The sequence below is a fragment of the Kitasatospora setae KM-6054 genome (assembly GCF_000269985.1).
Classification (GTDB): domain Bacteria; phylum Actinomycetota; class Actinomycetes; order Streptomycetales; family Streptomycetaceae; genus Kitasatospora; species Kitasatospora setae.
In genome coordinates this window covers 2,784,923-2,805,381 of sequence record NC_016109.1, presented here as the reverse complement: position 1 = coordinate 2,805,381, position 20,459 = coordinate 2,784,923, and the positions used below count along the sequence as shown (strand labels likewise).

The 20,459-nt window shown below is 74.8% G+C and carries 14 protein-coding genes and 3 tRNA genes; 8 read left to right on the top strand and 9 right to left on the bottom strand.

The window, feature by feature from the left end:
• Positions 1-126: 126 nt before the first annotated feature.
• Together KSE_RS12350 and KSE_RS12345 are read left to right on the top strand one after the other, a co-directional pair.
• Entirely contained in the window at positions 127-2,154 is a 2,028-nt protein-coding gene (locus KSE_RS12350; protein ID WP_014135648.1) for a tetratricopeptide repeat protein, read from the top strand.
• A 232-nt stretch (positions 2,155-2,386) separates the two neighbouring features.
• Entirely contained in the window at positions 2,387-3,142 is a 756-nt protein-coding gene (locus tag KSE_RS12345; RefSeq protein WP_014135647.1) for a sirohydrochlorin chelatase, read from the top strand.
• Here the strand turns inward: KSE_RS12345 and KSE_RS12340 are convergent.
• Together KSE_RS12340 and KSE_RS12335 are read right to left on the bottom strand one after the other, a co-directional pair.
• Entirely contained in the window at positions 3,114-4,607 is a 1,494-nt protein-coding gene (locus KSE_RS12340; RefSeq protein WP_014135646.1) for an MFS transporter, read from the bottom strand. The genes KSE_RS12345 and KSE_RS12340 overlap by 29 nt on opposite strands.
• A complete protein-coding gene (locus KSE_RS12335; RefSeq protein WP_014135645.1) occupies positions 4,604-5,269 on the bottom strand; it encodes an ArsR/SmtB family transcription factor in 666 nt (221 codons plus the stop codon). Before KSE_RS12335 ends, KSE_RS12340 begins: the two co-directional genes overlap by 4 nt.
• Positions 5,270-5,419: 150 nt before the next feature.
• On the opposite strand from KSE_RS12335, the gene KSE_RS12330 reads away from it, so the two are divergent.
• The 3 genes from KSE_RS12330 to KSE_RS12320 all read left to right on the top strand — a co-directional run bounded on the left by KSE_RS12330 (position 5,420) and on the right by KSE_RS12320 (position 10,078).
• Positions 5,420-6,691, top strand: a complete 1,272-nt coding sequence (locus KSE_RS12330; protein ID WP_014135644.1) for a deoxyguanosinetriphosphate triphosphohydrolase — start codon at positions 5,420-5,422, stop codon at positions 6,689-6,691.
• A 101-nt stretch (positions 6,692-6,792) separates the two neighbouring features.
• Positions 6,793-8,700, top strand: coding sequence for a DNA primase (dnaG, locus tag KSE_RS12325; protein WP_014135643.1), 1,908 nt, complete (start codon positions 6,793-6,795; stop codon positions 8,698-8,700).
• A gap of 208 nt (positions 8,701-8,908) precedes the next feature.
• A complete protein-coding gene (locus KSE_RS12320; RefSeq protein ID WP_014135642.1) occupies positions 8,909-10,078 on the top strand; it encodes an RNA polymerase sigma factor in 1,170 nt (389 codons plus the stop codon).
• 17 nt (positions 10,079-10,095) lie between these two features.
• On the opposite strand, the gene KSE_RS12315 is transcribed toward KSE_RS12320, so the two are convergent.
• The 4 genes from KSE_RS12315 to KSE_RS12300 all read right to left on the bottom strand — a co-directional run bounded on the left by KSE_RS12315 (position 10,096) and on the right by KSE_RS12300 (position 14,500).
• Positions 10,096-11,010: an IS982 family transposase gene (locus KSE_RS12315; RefSeq protein WP_014135641.1), complete on the bottom strand. Its 915-nt coding sequence runs from the start codon at positions 11,008-11,010 to the stop codon at positions 10,096-10,098.
• Positions 11,011-11,120: 110 nt separating this feature from the next.
• Positions 11,121-12,533: a glutamate decarboxylase gene (locus KSE_RS12310; RefSeq protein WP_014135640.1), complete on the bottom strand. Its 1,413-nt coding sequence runs from the start codon at positions 12,531-12,533 to the stop codon at positions 11,121-11,123.
• Between the two features lie 95 nt (positions 12,534-12,628).
• Positions 12,629-14,062, bottom strand: coding sequence for an FGGY family carbohydrate kinase (locus KSE_RS12305; protein ID WP_014135639.1), 1,434 nt, complete (start codon positions 14,060-14,062; stop codon positions 12,629-12,631).
• Positions 14,063-14,206: 144 nt separating this feature from the next.
• Positions 14,207-14,500 carry a hypothetical protein gene (locus KSE_RS12300; protein WP_014135638.1) on the bottom strand — a complete coding sequence of 98 codons (294 nt, stop codon included), beginning with the start codon at positions 14,498-14,500 and terminating at the stop codon, positions 14,207-14,209.
• Positions 14,501-14,809: 309 nt separating this feature from the next.
• Here KSE_RS12300 and KSE_RS12295 point away from each other — a divergent pair.
• Positions 14,810-14,882, top strand: a tRNA-Asn gene (locus KSE_RS12295).
• Positions 14,883-14,887: 5 nt separating this feature from the next.
• Positions 14,888-14,960 (top strand) — tRNA-Asn (locus KSE_RS12290).
• 119 nt (positions 14,961-15,079) lie between these two features.
• Here the strand turns inward: KSE_RS12290 and KSE_RS12285 are convergent.
• Both KSE_RS12285 and KSE_RS12280 read right to left on the bottom strand, forming a co-directional pair.
• Positions 15,080-15,868, bottom strand: a complete 789-nt coding sequence (locus KSE_RS12285) for a trypsin-like serine peptidase (RefSeq protein WP_014135637.1) — start codon at positions 15,866-15,868, stop codon at positions 15,080-15,082.
• Positions 15,869-16,041: 173 nt separating this feature from the next.
• On the bottom strand, positions 16,042-16,935 hold the full coding sequence (locus tag KSE_RS12280) for a trypsin-like serine peptidase (RefSeq protein WP_106973203.1): 894 nt from the start codon (positions 16,933-16,935) through the stop codon (positions 16,042-16,044).
• Between the two features lie 299 nt (positions 16,936-17,234).
• On the opposite strand from KSE_RS12280, the gene KSE_RS12275 reads away from it, so the two are divergent.
• A tRNA-Ile gene (locus KSE_RS12275) sits at positions 17,235-17,308 on the top strand.
• Between the two features lie 292 nt (positions 17,309-17,600).
• Here the strand turns inward: KSE_RS12275 and KSE_RS12270 are convergent.
• Positions 17,601-19,862, bottom strand: coding sequence for a M9 family metallopeptidase (locus KSE_RS12270; RefSeq protein ID WP_033259357.1), 2,262 nt, complete (start codon positions 19,860-19,862; stop codon positions 17,601-17,603).
• Positions 19,863-20,459: the final 597 nt, after the last annotated feature.

Below are 20,459 nucleotides of genomic sequence, written 5' to 3'. Positions count from 1 at the left end.
ACTGCTGGGCCGCCCCGGGCCGGGGAGGCGCTCCGCGGCGGGGAGGTGCTCCGCGGTGCGGAGCCGTCCCGCGGGGCGGCGGCTCGGCAGGGCGCGGAGGCGGCCCGGGCGGGGTGCGGTCCCGAGGTGTGGCTCCCCGAGGCCCTGGTGCGGCAGTTGGGGCCGGAGCGGGAGGGGCGCACGATCCCGGCCGGGCTGTGGGAGGGCCTGGCCAGGTACGCCCATCCGGCCGACCGGTCCGCCCTGGCGCGGTCGGCGGCGACCCGGGGGCTCACCCGGATCGCGGTCGGCCTGTGCGCCTCCGCCGCCGAGGCGGGGGACCCCTCCGCGTTGTCGGTCGGCGCCGCGCTGCTGGCCGAGGCGGGCCGCACCGCCGAGGCCGCCGACTGGTACGGCGCGGCAGCCGACCGGGACGTACCGGAAGCCGCGCTGCGGGCGGCCGAACTGCTGGAGCGGGACGGCCGGTTCGAGCAGGCCGTCGACTGGTACGACCGGGCCGCCCGGGCCGGGGACACCGACGCCCACTGCCGGGGCGCCGAACTGCTCGGCCGCTACGGCGAGATCGCCCCGGCGCTGCACCGCTTCGAGGAGGCCGCCCGGGCCGGCCACTCCACCGCCCGCCACCGGGCCGGTCGGCTGCTCGCCGAACTCGGGCGCGGAGCGGAGGCGTTGGGCTGGTTCGAACGGGCGGCGGCCGACGGCCACCCCGAGGCGGCCGTCGACTGCGCCAGGCTCTGCGCCGAGGCCGGCCGGATCGACGAGGCGGTCACCTGGTGGGAACGGGCCTGGGCCCGGGGCGGCGCGGTCGGCGTCCACGAGGCGGCCCGGGCATTGGAGGCCGTCGGCCGGATCGACGAGGCCGCCGCCTGGTACGAGCGCGCGGCGGCGTCCGGCGACGAGAACGCCTGGCACGAGGCCGCGGCCCTGCTCGCCCGGCACGGCCAGTACGGCAACCTGCCCTGGTACGCGCACATCGGCGACCCGCAGGTGCTGCGCGACCGCGCCGAGCGGTGCGAGCGGGCCGACGACGTGGCCGGGGCGCTGGACTGGTACCGGAAGGCGGCCGAAGCGGGCAGCGAGACCGCCCTGTTCCAGGCCGCCGACCTGCTGGAGCGGCACGGCGACCGCACCCGAGCCGTCCACTGGTACGAACGCGCCGCCGCCCGGGGCGACGTCTACGCGATGCGCGAACTCGCCCGGCTGCAGGGCGAACTGGGCCGGGCCCGGGAGTCCGCCGACTGGCAGCGGGCCGCCGCCGCGGCGGCGACCGGGTGGCCCGTTCTGCCCGCCACCGCCCCGACCGTCCTCCAGACCGCCCCGCACCTCGCGCCGCTGGCAGCCGTCGTCCCCGCGCCGCGTTCCGCCCCGGCCGAGGCGCCGGTCCTGGTCCCGAGCCCGGCCGCACCAGCCCCGGCCCCAACGGTCCCGGCCCCAACGGTCCCGGCCCCAACGGTCCCGGCCGCACCGGGCGCGGCGGCGGCCGTCCCCGCCGACCAGCGTCCCGGGGCCGCCGCCACGGTGGGCGAGGCGGTGGAACTGCTCAAGGAGGCCGGCCGCTTCTTCGAGGCGGGGCTGCTGCTGAACTCCGCCGACCGCCCGGAGCCGCACCGGCTGCGCGAGGCGTCCCGGATGCTCTCCGGCGCGACCACCGGCGACCGGGCCATCGCCTGGGTGCAGCGGCTCGCCGACACGGGCGACGCACCGGCCGTCCGGGAGGCGGCCGAGATGCTGGAGAGCCGGGGCCGGATCGACGACGCGCTGACCTGGTACGAGCGGGCCGCCACCGGAGGCGACCGGGACGCGCTGCTCGCGGCGGCCCGGATGCTCGCCGAACGGCGCCGGCCCGAACGCGCCGTGGAGTGGTACCGCCGGGCCGCCGACGCCGGTGACCCGCTGGCCCACCGCGAGGCGCTGATGCTGCTCCAGGAGTACGGGGAGACGGTCCGTCCCGGAGTCGAGGGCGCGCTGTACGGCAACGGCTGGGAGCCGGACACCGGCACCGCCGCGCCGTGGCCGGCCGCCGTGCCGGCCGTCCCCGCCGCCCCTGCCGTCCCCGCCGCCCCTGCCCTCCCCCGGGCCCAGCACGGGCGGCCCGTCGGGGAGACGCGCCACCCCCGCGTCCCGCGGCAGGCGGGTGACCCCACCGCCGACTGAGCGCCGGCCCGGGCAGTGCCGCCGGTCCAGGCCCGCGCGCCACGCCTGCCGGTCTGGATCACGGCTGTTCGCGCGCCACGGCTACCGGCGGCGCGCCATGGCTACCGGCGGGCCACCGCCGCCGGGTCGCGGTGGCCCGCTCACGTCGGTGGGGCGGGCGGGTGAGTGCGGGGGAAAGCACCCGTGACCGGCGGGCAACCGGAGCGAAACAGGGGTCCGGCATGGTGGTGGTATGACCACCACCGCTTCGTTCTCCGGCCGCCTCGCCCCGTTGCGGGTGCTGCACGCGGCTCGCCGTCCGGCTCTGGTGCTGGTGGCGCACGGTTCGCACGATCCGGCGGCGGCCGCCGAACTCGCCCGGCTGCAAGCCCGGTTGCGGCGGGCCCGGCCGGAGCTGGACATCCGGCTCGGGCACCTCGGGCTGAACGACCCGCTGCTGCCGGAGGTCCTGGACGGGCTGAGCGGGCGGGTGGTCCTGGTGCCGCTGCTGCTCGGCCGCGGCTACCACAGCAAGGTGGACATCCCCGGGGTGTTGTCCGCCGCACCGCACCTGGTGGGGGAGTGCGCCCCGCCGCTCGGGCCGGACCCGCTGCTCACCGAGGCACTGGCCGACCGGCTGCTGGCGGCCGGCTGGCGGGGCGAGCCGGTGGTCCTCGCCGCCTCCGGCTCCCGCGACCAGGACGCCGCCCGGGACGCCGAGGCCCAGGCCGCGCTGCTGGCGGACCGGCTGGGTGCGACCGTCCGCCCGGGGTACGTGGCGGGGAGCGGGCCGAGCGTGGCCGCGCGGGTCGCCGAACTCACCGCCGAGGGCCACCCGAGGGTCGCCGTCGCCTCGTACTTGACCGCGCCGGGCGACTTCGCCCGCCTGGCGGCCGCGGCCGGCGGCGCACTGACCTCCGCCCCGCTCGGCGACCACCCCGCGCTGGCCCGGTTGGTCCTGGAGCGCTACCAGTCCTGCGTCACCCGCACCGTCCGCCTGGCCGGCTGACGACCCGGACGGACACGGCCTGCCACCCCCTCCTGCCCACCCGCCCCGTCCCGTCCTGTCCCGTCCCGCCCCTGCCCCGTGCACCCAGGACGGCCCCGCCGGCCGTGTCACGCCGCGTCGACCGGCACCGCCGGGAGCCCTTCTCGCGGACCGGCGCGCGGCGTTCGGTGGGCAGGTCGCGGACGCGGCGTAGCGGGGAGCACCAGAGGACCAGCGCGGCCAGCGGGACGCCGGCGGTCATCAGCCACATCGCGGGTCGCACGCCGAGTTCGGTGCCGAGGAGGCCGGCCAGCAGCGCGCCGAGCGGGATCGAGCCGAAGTTGAGCACTGCGCCGCTGGCGGAGAGCCGGCCGAGCAGTTCCGGCGGGCAGTAGCGCTGCTGGAAGGTCGCCTTGATGACGTTGCCGGCGACGACGCCGCAGGAGGCGCCGAACCCGCCGACCAGGTACCAGGCCAGCCCGGCGCCGCGGCCGGTCAGCGGGATGAGCACGGTCAGCGCGGGCAGGGCGAGCTCCAGCACCAGCATCGCCCGCGAGCTGCCGAGCCGGGCGGCGATCCGGCGGGCGACGGCCGCGCCGACGATGCCGCCGGTGGAGGCCAGCGCGACCAGCAGGCCGACGGTCCCCTCGCCGACGCCGACCTCGCGGATCAGGAAGACCACCAGCAGCGACTGGTAGCCGGTCAGTACCAGGTTGGACGCGGCGCCGAACAGCGCGAAGGTGCGGAACCAGACGTCCGAGGCGAGCAGTTGCAGTCCCTCGCCGACCTCGCGGCGCAGCGCCCGGCGGGGCCGTCCGGTGCGGGCGGGTTCGCGGTGGCCGATCCGGGCGGTGCACCAGAGCGAGAGCAGGAAGGTCGCGGTGTTGGCCAGCAGTCCGTTGACCGGCCCGGCCAGTTGGGCGATCAGGCCGCCGCTGCCCAGCCCGGCGATGCCCGCGGCCGAGGCGCTGCCGTGCAGCTTGGCGTTGCCCTCGGACTGGTCGGCGGGGGCCAGCAGCTGCGGCAGGTACGCGGTGTACGCGGTCTGGAAGAACACCCCGGCGCCCCCGGCGAGCAGCGCGACGGCCAGCAGGTGCCAGAGGGTCAGCGTCCCGGCGAGCGCGGCCAGCGGGACGGTGGCGTACAGCAGCAGCGAGGCGGTGGTCGCGGCGAGCATGATCGGGCGGCAGCGCAGCCGGTCCACCCACACCCCGGCGGGCAGGCCGATCAGCAGCCAGGGCAGCCAGCCCGCGGCGCCGAGCAGGCCGACCTGGAGGGTGCTCGCGTGCAGGGTGCCGACCGCGATCAGCGGCAGGGCCAGCCCGGTGACCGCGGAGCCGTACTTGTTGGCGGTCTCGCCGATCCACAGCATCCGGAAGTCGCGGTGCCGCCGCAGCAGCCCCGGAGGCGAGGCGGCGGGAACAACGGCGGCGGGAACAACGGGAGCGGGAACAACGGGGGCGGCGGCGGGGACGGAGGCGGTCATGGCCGGTCGGGGTCCTTTCGGGGCAGTGCCTGGATCTGGACGACGACCGGTCGCGCCGCCGGGTCGGGCGCGGCGTCCGGGTCGGGGGTGTGGCGGGCGACCACGGCGGCCAGCTCGTCGATCAGGGCCTGGAGCTGGGCGGGGGTCAGCCGCAGGTTGCCCCAGTCGGAGACGGAGCCGGTGCCGCGCCACTCGCCCTGCCAGTCGGCGGCCAGCGAGTCGGCGACCCGCTGGTACTGCCGGCGCAGGTTCTCGGCCTGGTAGACGGAGAGCGCGGTTCGGGCGGCCGGATCCCGGTCGAAGTCGGTGGCGGTGAGGGTGATGGCCCCGGGCACGGCGCGCCACCAGCGTTCCCGCTTGGTGCCGCGGCCGGGCTCCTCCTCGATGAAGCCGTGCTCGGCGAGGTTCCGCAGGTGCCAGCTGATGGTGCCGGTGGACTCGCCGGTGCGCTCGGAGAGCCGGGCGGAGGTCGCCGGGCCGTTCCGCCGCAGCTCGTCCAGCAGCCGCATCCGCAGCGGGTGGGCCAGCCCGCGCAGCGAACCGGCGTCCAGCCGGCGGCCCGGTGCGGAGCCCCCCGCCCGGCTCTCCGAGCCCTCGGCGATCGGGGCAGTCGGGGTGGCGGTGGTGGTGGCGGCGGGGTCTTCGGGGCGGTGCTCGGTCATGGGCCCAGCGTACGGTGCAGAGAGATCTCTGCATAGAGATCTCTGCAGAGAATTCTCTGCATCATCGGCCCGGGTGACCGCCGTCCCGCCACTTCCCGTTCGCGCGGCGCAGGGTCGAATGTCCGTCATCCGGCGTACGGTGACTGGCATATGAAGAACACCGCTCCGTATGATCCGCAGTCCGAGGCACGCTGGGTGCCCGAGCCCGACAAGCGGCCCGGCCGCACCGCCTTCCAACGGGACCGCGCCCGGGTGCTGCACTCCGCCGCGCTGCGCCGGCTGGCGGGGACGACCCAGGTGGTCGCGCCGATGCGCAGCGACTTCCCGCGGACCAGGCTGACGCACTCGCTGGAGTGCGCGCAGGTCGGCCGGGAGCTGGGGGCGGCGCTCGGCTGCGATCCGGATCTGGTGGAGACCGCCTGCCTGGCCCACGACATCGGCCACCCGCCGTTCGGCCACACCGGCGAGGAGGCGCTCGACCAGGCCGCCGCGGCCTGCGGCGGCTTCGAGGGCAACGCGCAGTCGCTGCGCATCCTGACCCGGCTGGAGCCCAAGCGCTTCGCCCCGCCGGACGAGCCCGCGGTCCGGCTGGCCCCGTGGCCCGGCCGCAGCGTCGGCCTGAACCTGACCCGTGCCGCGCTGGACGCCGCGACCAAGTACCCGTGGGCGCGCGGGCGGCACCCCGCCGACCCCGGCTCCACCAAGTACGGCGTCTACGGGGACGACCTGCCGGTGTTCCGCTGGCTGCGCAGCGGCGCGCCGGACGGCCGCAAGTGCTTCGAGGCCACCGTGATGGACTGGTCCGACGACGTCGCGTACTCCACCCACGACGTGGAGGACGGCCTGCAGGCCGGCCACATCGATCCGGCCGCGCTGCGGTCCGCGGAGGAGCGCGCCGAGCTGTTCAAGATCGCCGAGCGGTTCGCCGACGCCGGGGAGGCGGAGTTCGCCGAGGCGCTGGACCGGCTGCGGGCCCAGGACTGGTGGCCGGCCGGCTACGACGGCACCGCCCGCGCCCGGGCCGGGCTGAAGGACCTCACCAGCCAGCTGATCGGCCGCTTCTGCCTGGCCGCCGAGCAGGCCACCCGGGCCCGCTACGGCCCCGGCCCGCTCACCAGGTACGCCGCCGAGCTGGTCGTCCCGCGCGGCGTCCGGGTGGAGTGCGCGGTGCTCAAGGCGGTCGCCGTCCGGTACGTGATGCAGCGCGACGAGCAGGCCCAACTCCGCTCCCGCCAGCGGGTGGTGATCGCCGAGCTGGCCGAGGTGCTGCTGAACGACGCCCCGCACCAGCTGGACCCGGTGTTCGCCGCCCAGTACGAGGAGGCGGAGGACGACCGGGCCGCGCTGCGCACCGTGATCGACCAGATCGCCACCCTCACCGACGCCTCCGCGCTCGCCCTGCACGCCAGGCTGGTCCCCTGACCCGGAACCGGGCCCGGCGGCCGGCCCGGCGGCAGCCCCGGAGCGAGGGCCCCGGGGCGACGGGCCCCGGAGTGTCAGACCCACTCCCGTAGACTTTCCCGGTGGCCGGTCGGATCAGGGACGAGGATGTGCAGGCGGTGCGTGCCGCACTGCCGATCGACGCCGTGGTCGGCGACTACGTGCAGCTGGCGGCGGGCGGCGGTGCGCAGCTCAAGGGCGTCTGCCCGTTCCACGACGAGAAGTCGGCGTCCTTCTACGTCCACCCGGGCAAGGGCGTGTTCCACTGCTTCGGCTGCGGCGAGTCGGGCGACACGATCACCTTCCTGATGAAGATCGAGCACTGCTCGTTCGCGGAGGCGGTCGAGCGGATGGCCGCCCAGGCGGGCATCACGCTGCGCTACGAGGAGGGCGGCTACAGCCCGCGCCACCAGCAGGGCGAGCGGACCAGGCTGGTCGAGGCGCACAAGGTGGCCGCCGCCTGGTTCCAGGAGCAACTGGCCACGCCGGAGGCGGAGATCGGCCGCCGCTTCCTGGCCGAGCGGGGCTTCGACGAGGCCGCCGCCAAGCACTTCGGGGTGGGCTACGCGCCGGTCGGCTGGGAGCACCTGGTGCGCTTCCTGCGCGGTCGGGGCTTCACCGACAAGGAGATCTCGGTCGGCGGCCTGGCCTCGCAGGGCCAGCGCGGCGGCCTGATCGACCGCTTCCGGGGACGGCTGGTCTGGCCGATCCGGGACAGCTCGGGCGACGTGGTCGGCTTCGGCGCGCGCCGGCTGCGCGAGGACGACAACGGCCCGAAGTACCTGAACACCCCCGAGACGCCGATCTACAAGAAGTCGAACGTCCTGTACGGCATCGACCTGGCCCGCAAGGAGATCGCCAAGTCCGGCCGGGCGGTGGTGGTCGAGGGCTACACCGACGTGATGGCCTGCCACCTGGCGGGCGTCACCACGGCGGTGGCCACCTGCGGCACCGCCTTCGGCGAGGACCACATCAAGATCATCCGCCGACTGCTGATGGACACCTCCACCTACCGCGGCGAGACGGTCTTCACCTTCGACGGCGACGCGGCCGGCCAGAAGGCCGCCCTGCGCGCCTTCGAGGACGACCAGAAGTTCGCCGCCCGCACCTCCATCGCCATCACCCCGGGCGGCATGGACCCGTGCGAGCTGCGCCTGGCCCAGGGCGACGAGGCGGTCCGCACCCTGGTGGACAACCCCGTCCCGCTGTTCGAGTTCGCGCTCCGCTCGGCCGTCGCCCGGCACCGGGTGGACACCGCGGAGGGCCGCGCCGCCGCGCTGGAGGAGGCCGCCGGGATCATCGTCAAGATCAAGGACCGCTCGATCCAGCACGAGTACGCCGTCCAGCTGGCCGGCATGGTCGGCATCCTGGACGAGCGCTTCGTGGTCAACCGGATCGCCCAGCTCGCCCGCTGGCAGCGCGAGAACCAGCAGAACGGCCAGCAGCGCACGCTGCGCCGCCCCGAGGCCGCCCCGCAGCCGGCCCGCCCCGAGCGGCCGGCGTTCCGGCTCAACCCGCGCGACCCGGCCCAGTTCGTCGAGCGCGAGCTGCTCAAGCTCGCCCTCCAGCACCCGGACCTGGTCAGCCCGGCCTTCGACCAGTACGGCGAGGACGAGTTCCCCACCCCGCCGTACCGGGCCGTCCGCCGCGCCATCGGCCAGGCCGGCGGCACCGCGTACGGCGCGAGCCTGCCCGACTTCACCTCCGCCGTCCGCGAGGCCAGTCCGGACGACCAGGTGCGCGGCCTGGTCACCGAGCTGACCGTCGAGCCGATCCGCACCCGCCGCAAGGCCGACCAGGTGTACGCGGGGGAGTTCCTGGTGAAGCTCCGCCTGCAGGCCGTGGACCGCCGGATCGACGAGGTCCGCGCCCACCTGCGCCGGCTCGGCGACCGGGCCACCGCCGAGCAGCAGCACCCGGTGCAGAGCGAGCTCTGGGCCCTGCAGCAGTACGGCCAGCAGCTCCGCTCCCGGGGCGCCGCCGCGCTCTGACCCGCCCGCGGCCCCGACCGCTCGCACGGCAGACCCGCTCGCACGGCGGACCTCGCCACCTGGCAGACCCGCCCGCGCGGCACCCGGCCCGCCGGGGGGTGCCGTCCGACCGGCTCGCGGCCGCTCGCAGGTGCCCGGGCCCGCCACGCTGGGTATCCCCTGGGGTGTGGCGCGGCCAACCCCCAGGCCGCGCGCGGCCCCTGGAGGGATGCCCGTGGAGCTTTCCGTCGCCCGCCCGCCCCAGACCGCCCCAGCCCGGGACGCCGCGATCCCGCCCCAGCCCGCCCCCGCCGACCCCGGGCCCGCGCGGGCCGTCGAAACCCCGGCCACCGAAGCCACGACCGCCACGGAACCGACCGCCACGGAACCGACCGAGGAGCCGGCCGAGGAGCCCACCCCCGAGGAGCTGGCCGACGAGCCGCCGGAACCCGCGCTGGACGAGGGCACCGGCCCGGCCGCCGACCTGCTGCGCCAGTACCTGCGCGAGATCGGCCGGGTCCGGCTGCTGACCGCCGTCGAGGAGGTGGAGCTGGCCCGCGCGATCGAGGCCGGCCTGTTCGCGGAGGAGGCGCTGGACCGCGTCCCGCCCGCCGCCGAGCGCCGGCCCGCCGACGAGCGGCTGCTCGGCGACCTGGACCGGCTGGTGGTGCTGGGCCGGATCGCCAAGCGGCGCCTGATCGAGGCGAACCTGCGGCTGGTCGTCTCGGTCGCCAAGCGCTACGTCGGGCGCGGCCTGACCCTGCTCGACCTGATCCAGGAGGGCAACGTCGGCCTGATCCGGGCGGTGGAGAAGTTCGACTACGCGCGCGGCTACAAGTTCTCCACCTACGCCACCTGGTGGATACGCCAGGCGATGAGCCGGGCCCTCGCCGACCAGGCCCGCACCATCCGGGTGCCGGTGCACGTGGTGGAGCTGATCAACCGGGTGCTGCGGGTGCAGCGCGGGCTGCTGCAGGAGCGCGGCGTCGAGCCGACCGCCGCCGAGGTGGGCGCGGTGCTGCAGCTGCCGCCGGAGCGGGTCCGGGAGGTGCTGAAGCTGGCCCAGGAGCCGGTCTCGCTGCACACCCCGGTCGGCGAGGAGGACGACGTCGCGCTCGGCGACCTGATCGAGGACGCCGACGCCGCCTCGCCGCCGGAGAGCGCGGCGTTCCTGCTGCTGCGCGAGCACCTGGAGGCGGTGCTGGCCACCCTCGGCGAGCGCGAGCGCCAGGTGGTCCAGCTCCGCTACGGCCTGGACGACGGCCGCCCCCGCACCCTGGAGGAGATCGGCCACCTGTTCGGGGTGACCCGGGAGCGGATCCGGCAGATCGAGGCGAAGACCCTCGGCAAGCTGCGCGACCACGCCTTCGCCGACCAGCTCCGCGGCTACCTCGACTAGATGATTGATGCGAAGGGTTAGTGGTCGTAGGCGGTCAGCGAGCGCATGACGGGTTGGCCGGTGCGGTCGTTGTGCCAGATCGCGGTGGTCAGGGCGAGGATGCGTTGCAGGACGCGGACTGTCACCCCGGTCGGGGTGCGGCCCTGGTGGCGTTCGAGGTCGAGTTGGGCCTTGAAGGTCTGGTTGACGGACTCGATGACCTGTCGCAGTGGCTTGAACAGGCTGGATCCGGCCCGTGGGGGCTCGCCCTTGCGGGCCGGCCGCAGCAGGTGGAGTCCCCATTCGGCCAGTTCGCGCTCGAATGCGGCGCCGTAGTAGTGCCGGTCGGCGATGAGGGTCTGGCCCGGGAGGGTGCGGACGAGGTCGGGTTCGGCGTGGAGCATGCCGAGCAGGGTCTGGCGTTCGTCGGCCTTGGCTCCGGTGAGGGCGAAGGCGACGGGCAGGCCGTGCAGGGTGCACACCAGGTGCGGGCGAAGGCCCCAGAAGTATCGGGAGTGGCTGGCGCAGTAGCCGTACTCGGCCCATCCGGCCAGGTCGGAGCGCTTGGCGGTCTCCCGGGAGCGGCCGCACTCCACCGGTGTGGAGTCCACGACCCACACGCTGTCGCTCCACAGCGAGGTGTCCCTCGCGAGCAGGCGGTTGACGTGGGCGATGAGGTCGGCGGCCTTGCGCAGCCGCCGGTTGTAGCCGGACTGCCCGGGCAGGTAGGGGAACAGGTGCCGCAGGTGGGACGAGGCGTGGCGGAGCCAGCGGCGTTCGGAGGTGAAGCCGAGCAGGGCCTGCATCACCGCGAGGGTGACCAGTTCGGCGTCCGTGAGCCGGGGCTTGAGGCCGACCGCGGGCCGCCAGGGTGCCAGATGCGGCGATTGCTTCAGCAGGTCGTCGGTCTTCACGTAGAGTGCGGTCGCGAGGGAGTCCAGGTCAGGCGTCACAACCGACCTTTGGACTCCCTCGCTTCATCTCATGCGCGCCAGCAAGCCCTTCGCATCAATCATCTAGGACGACCGGAGCGCCCGGGCCCGGCAGCCGCGGCGACGGCCGCTCAGTGGTGGAACCCGCTGCGCTGCGGCATCCCCAGCTCGCTGAGCGGCGCGGGCTGGCGCTCCAGCTCGGGGAGCAGCCGCCGCAGGTCGGCCAGCAGCAGGTCGGCGAGGTCCCGGGAGAACCCGTTGCGGCAGACCACCCGCAGTACCGCCAGGTCGGTCCGCCCCTCCGGGAAGGTGTACGCGGGCACCTGCCAGCCGCGTTCGCGCAGCCGCCGCGACACGTCGAAGACGTCGAACGGGCAGCCGTCCACGGTGGTGAACGCGAACACCGGCAGCTGGTCGCCCTTGGTGATCAGCCGGAACGGTCCGCACTTCGCGATCTCCGCCGCCAGGTACTCGGCGACGTCCCGGCAGGCCTGCTGGATCGCGTGGTAGCCGCCGAAGCCGAGCCGCAGGAACGCGTAGTACTGGGCGACGACCTCCGCTCCGGGCCGGGAGAAGTTCAGCGCGAAGGTCGGCATCTCGCCGCCCAGGTAGTTGACCTTGAAGACCAGCTCCTCGGGCAGCGCCTCGCCGTCCCGCCACAGCGCCCAGCCGACGCCGGGGTACACCAGGCCGTACTTGTGGCCGCTGGCGTTGATCGAGGCGACCCGGGGCAGCCGGAAGTCCCACTTCAGCTCGGGGTCGAGGAACGGCGCCACCATGCCGCCGGACGCCCCGTCCACGTGCACCGGCACGTCCAGGCCGGTGCGTTCCTGGAAGGCGTCCAGGGCGGCGCAGATCTCGGCGATCGGCTCGTACGAGCCGTCGAAGGTGGAGCCCAGGATGCCGACCACGCCGATGGTGTTCTCGTCGCAGCGCGCGACGGCCTCCTCGGCGCTCAGGTGGAAGCGCTCGCCCTCCATCGGGACGAGCCGCGCCTCGACCTCCCAGAAGTTGCAGAACTTCTCCCAGCAGACCTGCACGTTGACGCCCATCACCAGGTTCGGCCGCGCCCCGGCCGCGTACCGGTCGGCGTTGCGGGCCGTCCAGCGCCGTTTCAGCGCCATCCCGGCGAGCATGCACGCCTCGCTGGAGCCGGTGGTCGAGCAGCCCACCGCGGCCGCCGGGTCGGGCGCGTGCCAGAGGTCGGCGAGGATCGCCACGCAGCGTCGCTCCAGCTCGGCGGTCTGCGGGTACTCGTCCTTGTCGATCATGTTCTTGTCGCGGCACTCGGCCATCAGCCGGTCCGCGTGCTCGTCCATCTGGGTGGTGACGAAGGTCGCCAGGTTGAGCCGGGCGTTGCCGTCCAGCATCAGCTCGTCGTGGATCAGCTGGTACGCGACCGGCGGCGGGATCGGCACCCGGGGCAGCCGGTGCAGCGGCGGGGCCAGCTGCATCGAGCCCAGCGGATCGGTCAGCACGTGCAGCGGGCTGACCGGCAGCCGGCGCTCGTCCTCGCCCCTGCCCTGCCCCTTGTGCAACGCCATGGCGAACGTCCCTCCACTCGTGGGACCTCCACCGTGGCACCGGCCCGGACCCCCCGCACACCGAGCCGGGAGGAGCCCGCCGGCGGGGGGGCGGGTCAGCCGGCGGTCTCCGGGTGGTACTGCTCGCGCAGCGCCGCGAACTGCTGGCGCACCGCGCTGCCGACCGCCAGGTCGTGCTCCTGGTCGGGGGCGAGCACGGTCAGGTCGGGCAGCTCCCAGTGCGGGGGTTCGGGCGTCCCGGCGAGCGCCCAGGCGGCCTGCCGGGCCGCGCCGCGCGCCGCGTGGTCGCCCGGCGGGGGCACCGCCACGGGCAGCCCGAACAGCTGCGGCGCGATCTCCCGCACCGCGGGCAGCCGTCCGGCCGTCCCCAGCAGGAACACCCGGTTCACCGCCACGCCGTGCCCGCGCAGCACGTCCAGCGCCTCGGCCAGGTTGCACAGCATGCCCTCGACGGCGGCCCGCGCCACGTGCTGCGGCGCCATCGACTCGGCCCGCAGCCCGGTCAGGGTGCCCGCCGCGTGCGGCAGCTTCGGGGTCCGCTCGCCGTCCAGGTAGGGCAGGAAGACCATGCCGTACGCGCCGGGCGAGGACTGCAGCGCCAGCTCGGACAGGCCCGCCAGGTCGGTGCCGAGCAGCGCCGCGGTGGAGCGCAGCACCTGCGCCGCGTTCAGGGTGGCGACCATCGGCAGGTGCCGGCCGGTGGCGTCGGCGAACGAGGAGACCAGGCCGGACGGGTCGACCACGGCCCGGTCGTGCACCGCGAAGATCGTCCCGTTGCCGCCCAGCGACACCACGGCGTCGCCCAGGCCCAGGCCGAGGCCGAGCGAGGCCGCCATGTTCTCCCCGGTGCCGGCCGAGATCAGCAGCCCCTCGGGGGTGTGCCCGGCGGGCTCGGCCGGGCCGAGCACGTGCGGGACGCCCAGCTCGTGGCCGAGCGCCAGCTTGACCAGGTCCTGCCGGTACTCGCCGGTGACCGGCGACCAGTAGCCGGTGCCGGAGGCGTCGCCGCGGTCGGTGGTGCGCCGCTTCGGCCCGCCGAGCAGCTGGGAGACCAGCCAGTCGTGCGGCAGCAGCACCTCGGCGATCCGCTGCGCCGAGGCCGGCTCGAACTCGGCCAGCCAGCGCAGTTTGGCGATGGTGTAGGTGGGGCCGGGGACGGCGCCGATCGCCTCCACCCAGGGGTGCGGCCCGCCCAGCGCGTCCAGCAGCGCGGCGGCCGAGCCGGCCGAGCGGGGGTCGTTCCAGAGCAGTGCGGGCCGCACCAGCACGCCGCCGGCGTCCAGCCCGATCAGGCCGTGCTGCTGGGCCGAGACGCCGATCGCCCGGACGCCCTCCAGCAGGCCCCCGGCGGCGGCGTCGCCGAGCGAGTGCAGCCAGGTCTGCGGGTCGACCTCGGTGCTCCGGCCCTCGTCGCCCTCGGGCAGCGGGTGGGGTGCCCGGCCCTGCCGGAGCACGGCGCCGGTGTCGGCGTCGCACGCGACGATCCGGGTGCGAGTGGTGGAGCTGTCGATGCCCGCGACGATGGCCATGCCGAGATCATGCCGCAGTCGGCGGCCGGGGCGGGCCCGACTGCCGCAAGTGTTGCCCAGTCGGTACCGGAACCACCCCGTCCGGCGACCCTCCGCCGCAGCTCAGCGGGCGTGCGGCGGATTGCGGCGGCCAGTGGCGGCGGTTCAGGGGCGGACGGTGCCCCAGCCGTCGTCCTCGCCGTGCTGCCGGGCGAAGTACGGGACGCGCTCGGTCAGCGCGTTCGGCAGCTTCTCGCCGACCTTGTCGGCGACCGCGCCGGCGGCCTTCCCGGCGACCGCGCCCGCCTGCTGCCTGGCCTTCTCCGCGGCGTCCTGCACCCGCGGGTTGTCCCGCACCTGCCGGGCCGCGCCGGCCAGCTGCTCGTACCGCTCGCGTCCGGCCCGGGTACCGAGGACGTACCCGATCCCGAGGCCCACGATCAACGACACCTTCCACATGCCTGGGTTCCACCCTTCGTCGCCGCGCGATTGTGTGCCGCGTCTACCCGTCCGGCCGGGTGGCGAACCACCCTTCCGGCGGCGGTTCCCGGCCACCGGGCCGCCGTGCACCAGCATCCCCGTCCGCGCCCCGGGGCGCGCGCGGGGCGCGCCGGACCGGACCGGCGGGCGGGCCCGGCCGCCGGTGGGGGAGGCGGCCGGGGAAAGCGATTGGCGGAACACCCCCCTGAGTGCGCTAATGTATGTCCCGCAGCGAGCAGCGTGGCCCCGGAGCGATCCGGAGACCGGGCGGTCGCAGCGGAAGCACGATCCTCCATAGCTCAATTGGCAGAGCAGCCGACTGTTAATCGGCAGGTTATTGGTTCGAGTCCAATTGGAGGAGCGCGGTCCCCCATAGCTCAATTGGCAGAGCAGCCGACTGTTAATCGGCAGGTTATTGGTTCGAGTCCAATTGGGGGAGCTTCACCGGAAGTCTCGGTGATCGGTACAGAGCGAAGGCCCTCCGGCCCACCGGGGGGCCTTCGTGTTTCCCGGGAACCGCCCTACGGCGCCCGGCCCCGCGCCCGGGACCTGCGCGCCTCAGCCGGCGGTGGCCCGCCGGTACAGCTCGGTGACGTGCGCGTCGAAGAGCACGCTGTAGGAGGTGTCGGCGGTGTCGCCGCCCTCCTGGTAGCCGCCTATCACCCCGACCACCTGGCCCGCGCCGGTGATCCACGGGCTGCCGCTGGTGCCGTTGGTGAACCCGGCGCAGTCGAAGCGCTGCTGGGCCGGTCCGTACGCGGCGGCGCGGGCCCGGCAGGTGATCGGGGCGTCGTCGGCGTTGGGGTAGCCGGTGACGGTGACCTCCAGCCCGGGGCCGAGACCGGCCGCGAGCGCGTCGGCGCCCACCGCGTCCTCGACCTGCCGGCCGTCGAGCGGGCCGACGGTGAGGAAGGCGACGTCCCGGTCCTCGTCCTGGTCGTCGGTCCAGGCCGGGTCGACGGTGATGCCGGCGACCGGCCACGTCCCGTGCGGGGTGAGGCCGTCCCGGTAGCCGGGGGCGAACACCAGGCCGTCCAGCGGGACGCCGCCGGGGGCCGCGCAGTGGGCGGCGGTGATCAGCAGGTTCCGGCCGGGGCTGTGCACCACGCCCGCGGTGCAGGCCCGGGCGCCGTCGGGGCCGTCGACGAACAGCGCGCCGATCCGGTCGGACGCCGGGCCGGACGGGGCGGGCCGGGCGGAGGCCGCCGGGCCGCCGCCCGCCGGGTGACCGCCGGTCGGCGGCCGGTCGGCGGAGGAGCCGCAGCCCGCCACGGCGGCGGCCAGCAGCAGCGCCAGCGCGCCGGCGGCGGCCGGCCGCGGGCCGGGACGGGGGGAGGTGCGCGGCACCGTCGCTCGCTTCCGCTCGGCGGCCCGCCCGGGGCCCGGGCGGTGGTCGCTGCAAGATCTACCAGGGCCCGCGCGGGCCGGGCAACCGTCTCCGGGCAAAGCCCCGGCGGACGTTCCGGTGGAGCTCCGGGCGGACCTCCCGGCGGGCCTCGGGCGGCGGCCCCGGCGCGCGCTCACGAGCCGTCGGCGGCCTGCTGGTAGAGCGCCCGCACCTGTTCGCCGAAGTAACTGCTGTAGGAGGTGTCGGCGGTGTCGCCGCCCTCCTGGTAGCCGCCGATCACGCCGACCACGGTGCCGGTGCGGGTCCCCGGGTCGAAGCCGGTGACCCAGGGGCTGCCGCTGGTGCCGCCGGTGTAGTCGGGGCAGTCGATCCGCAGCTGGGTGGGGCTCTGCCCGGTGGTGGTGTTGACGCAGGTGATCGGCTGTTCGGAGCTGCTCGGGTAGCCGGTGACCCGCACCGGCAGGGTGGGGCCCAGGTCGGTGCCGAGCCGGTTGCCGTCCAGTACGTCCTGCACCTGCCGCCCGTCCTGCGGTCCGACGGTCGCGAAGGCCACGTCCATGTCCTCGTTGCCGCCGTGCCGCCAGCTCGGGTCGACGGTGACCCGGTCGATCGGCCAGACCCCGGACGGGGTGTCGCCGTCCCGGTAGCCGGGGACGAACACCAGGTCGTCGTGGGTCCGGCCGGTCCGGGGTTCGACCAGGCAGTGCGCGGCGGTCAGGACCAGGTTCCGGCCGGGGCTGTCGACCACGCTGGCGGTGCAGAAGTGGTCGCCGTCGGTGCCGTGCGCGAAGAGCGCGCCGACCCGGCCGGCGGACTCGGTCGGCCGGGCGGTGCGGGTCGTCCCCCTGTGCTTGTCGATCGCGGCCAGCAGCCGCGCCCGGCTCCAGCCGGACGCGGCGGCGGAGGCGGCCGGGGAGGCGGTCGGGGCGCCCGTCGAGCGGGTGGCCGGGGCCGAGGTGTCCGCCGGGCCGCCGGCGGCGCCCTCCGGGGCGCCGGAGGAGCCGCAGCCGGTCGCCGCCAGCACCAGTACCGCCGTCCACGCCGCCGCACCCACGGACCGCTTCATCCCCGGCCACCCGCTCCCGCTCGCGCCAACCCGACGCTCCAGCGTCACCCGCCGACCGGCCCCCCGCCACCGGCGCCTCCCGTCCCCGCCCGGTGAGCCGTCCGGGGGAGCCGCGCGGGGCGTCGTCCGGGGCGCGGACGGGGCGCGGACGGGCTGCGGACGGGCCGCGGGCCGTGCGTACCCGGATGCGCCCCCGGCGCGCACCACGGGTGATCGACCGGCTATGCTGCCGGGGGCGGCCCTGAGGGGCCGTCTGCTGCTGCCAGGACCGCTTCGTCGGCCCCGGCGGGTCGAGTCGGGGGGCGGTAGCTCAGCCGGTTAGAGCAGGGGACTCATAATCCCTTGGTCGTGGGTTCGAGTCCCACCCGCCCTACCTCGGCCGCCGATCGCCCGTCAGATGAAAATCGCCTCTGACCTGGCAGAACGTCAACACGCCGATCCGCTGTGCCCACGGTAGCGCCCGCGCCGGGCCCTCCGGAACGGCCTCCCGGGGCCCGCCTGCGGAATTTCCGTGGAACGCGCGCGGGCCCCGGGCCGGACGCGCCGCCGTCGCCGCGCGGGTTCACCCCTTCGGGAACGGCCTCCCGTTGACCGTTCCGGCCCCGAACGCGGGCGAGGCCCGCGGATCCGGGGATCCGCGGGCCTCGCCGTCGTCACGGGGACGGTCAGTACTGCGTGGTGACGGTGACTCCGGAGAAGCCGTCCTGCGCGTACAGGCTGAAGTACACCCAGCCCGCGGGCGGGTTGGTGATGGTCAGCGTCTCGCCGTTGCCGGTGTTGGTCGACTTGGCGGTGGAGGCGCCGGTGGTGGCCCAGTTGGACGCGTTCCAGTACAGGTCCGCGTTGCCGGTGCCGCCGCTGGTGGTGATGGTCAGCTGCTTCACGCCGGCCGGCAGGTTCAGGAAGTTGTAGCTGTAGTTGCCGGTGGTGGCGGCGACGCCGTCGCGGCGGCAGTTCTGCTCGTACCAGCGGGTGTCCTGGTTGGTGCAGAGCGGGGCAGCGGGCTGCAGGGTGCCGCAGTCGCCGGCGCCGCAGGCCGTCAGGTACTTGGCGAAGTCGGCGTCGTACGAGGTGCCGATGCCGGTGATGACGGCGCGGGCGCCGGTGTAGTCGCCGGTGCGGGTCTTGCCGAGGTAGGCGGCGACGTCCTGCGGGTGGGACTGCAGCATGTAGCGGGTGGCCAGGTAGCCCCAGTTGTACGTACGGGTGGAGTCGGTGTTCTCGTACGTGGTGTCGAACAGGGTGCTCAGCTTGTACGTGCCCTTGGCCGCCTGGGCGATCGCGTCGTCGTAGCGGACGTCCCGGTAGGTGTAGGACATGTACTCGGCGAAGCCCTCGATCCACCAGATGTTGGGGTTGGTCTGGCCGGCCTCGTAGTCGCCGTAGAAGTCGAAGCGGCCGTCGAGGTAGTGCGCGTACTCGTGGTTGAGGTTCCAGATCGAGAACGCCGGGCGCAGCCACTCCGCCTCGTGGGCGATGAAGCGGGCCTGGTTGCCGGCCTTGCTGGGGGTGCCCTCCAGGTACATGCCGCCGTTGTCGACGTCGATGTCGAACATCGACCAGGCGTACAGGCGGTAGTCGTAGGAGGAGTCGTAGACCACGACCTCCAGGGCGGTGTTGACGTCGTCGGCGACCGGGCCGTTGTCCTTGACCACGCTGTGGAAGAGGGCGTCCTCGTTGGCCAGGCTGGAGCAGGTGCTGTCCAGCTCGGTGGTGCTGAGGGCCTGGGCGCGGATGTGCAGGGTCGGGCTGCAGACGCGGTCGACGGTCAGGACCAGCGGGGCCAGCCGGGTCGGCAGGTCGCACAGGCCGTAGTAGGAGCAGTGCCCCTCGTCCTTCTTCTCCGTGAACCAGGCGAGGTTCATGGTGAGCGGGCCGGTGGCGCCGACCAGCGGGAAGGCGTTGACCAGGTCCTTGACCAGCGGGCGGGCCTGGGCCTGCAGCACCGGCTGCTGGAGGAACGAGCCGAGGTCGATGCCGAGGTTGGTGGCCAGGTCGCCGCCGGTGATCATCGAGCTGTTGCGCTTGACGAAGGAGGCGATGGAGGTGCCGACGGCCGGGTCGGCGACCAGGGCGGCGTTGAACGCGTCGTCGCCGAGGCCGTTCTCCAGGACCAGCTTGGTGTTGTTGACGGCCGACCACATGCCGCCGGTCCAGCCGGAGGTGTAGCGGTCCAGCAGGTCCTTGACCACGCCGGTGTAGCGGGCGTTCTCCTGGGCGGAGTCGATCAGGATGACGGCCTCGGAGAGGATCTGGCCGTTGGCCTCGGTGACGTCCTTGGCGTGCGGGGCGGCGTAGAACGCGTCCAGGGCGCCGCGGACCGCGCTCTGCAGCGAGCTGCCGTAGGCGCCGACGGTGTCGGCGTTGTACCACTGGACGTAGTAGCCGGCCCGCAGGAAGGTGACCAGCTGGGCGACGGAGGCCGAGTTGGTGCCGTCGTAGTTCGCCGAGGCGGTGCGCAGGGCGTTGGCCACGGTGACCATCTGCGGCTCGGCGAAGGTGTTCTTCGCGTCGGTGCCGGTGATGTTGTAGAGCTTGCCCACGCAGTCGAGGGAGGCCGACTTCACCGTGTTGACCAGGGCGGTGCCGGTGGTCGAGCCGAACAGCGAGGTGTCGCAGCCGTTCGCGTCGGCGGCCAGCGCGCCGAACTTCTTGGCGCTCTTGACGGTCGGGGCGCTCGGGGTGGCCTTCTGCGGCGCGGCGCTGGTGCCGCCGGTCCGCTCGGCACCCGGGGTCGGACGGCTGTCCGCGGGCTCGTCGGGCGACTTCGGCACGGGGTGCGCGGCCGGGTCGGTGGACGACCCGTCGGAGGCGCCGGTGCCGGACGCGGTGGGGGCGGCGGCGAACGCGCTGCCCTGCGGGGAGAACAAGCCGATGGTGAGGACGAGTGCGAACGCCAGGGCGAACACCCGACCCAACTGGGCCATCGATATGCGGATATGACGCACGGTGGGGGCTCCGAGCGGTTGAGGCGGTCGACCTGAGGGCGCCGACCATCTGATGTGTGACATGTAAAATGGCATAGATCGTTGCGCGAGGGAAGTGCCGAAAACGCGGCCCCACCCCTCCCGGAATGCCCAGTGGCCCCGCCGGACCGGGGAAGTCGACCGCCCCCGGGTGAATAGCCGCAGGTCGGACGGGGTGCGGCCGGATCGGCCGACCCGTCGCCCGGGGTTCGGATTCCGTTCGGGCAACAGCGGGATACTTTTTGGTCACGGCGGCCGCGGACGGCCCGGGCCGGACCGCCCCGGCGGCCCGCGGCACCCCCGCTGAACTGCGAGAACGCGTCCGGCGCGCGGCCGCATCAACCGATCGGATGATGCCGGGGTCCACCGGAACGCCAGCCGGGTCTGGCCGGTTCGCCGACGAAATGCGGCCGCGGCCGGGACGAATATGGAGGCGGAAGGCGAATCCGCCCGCCCCCGCCGTTTCCGCCCCGTTTTCGCTGTTCTTCACACCCGCCATCCCCCACCGCGTCCCCCCGCATGTCTGTTGAGGCCTTCCGTGCTCCACCTGCCGTCCCT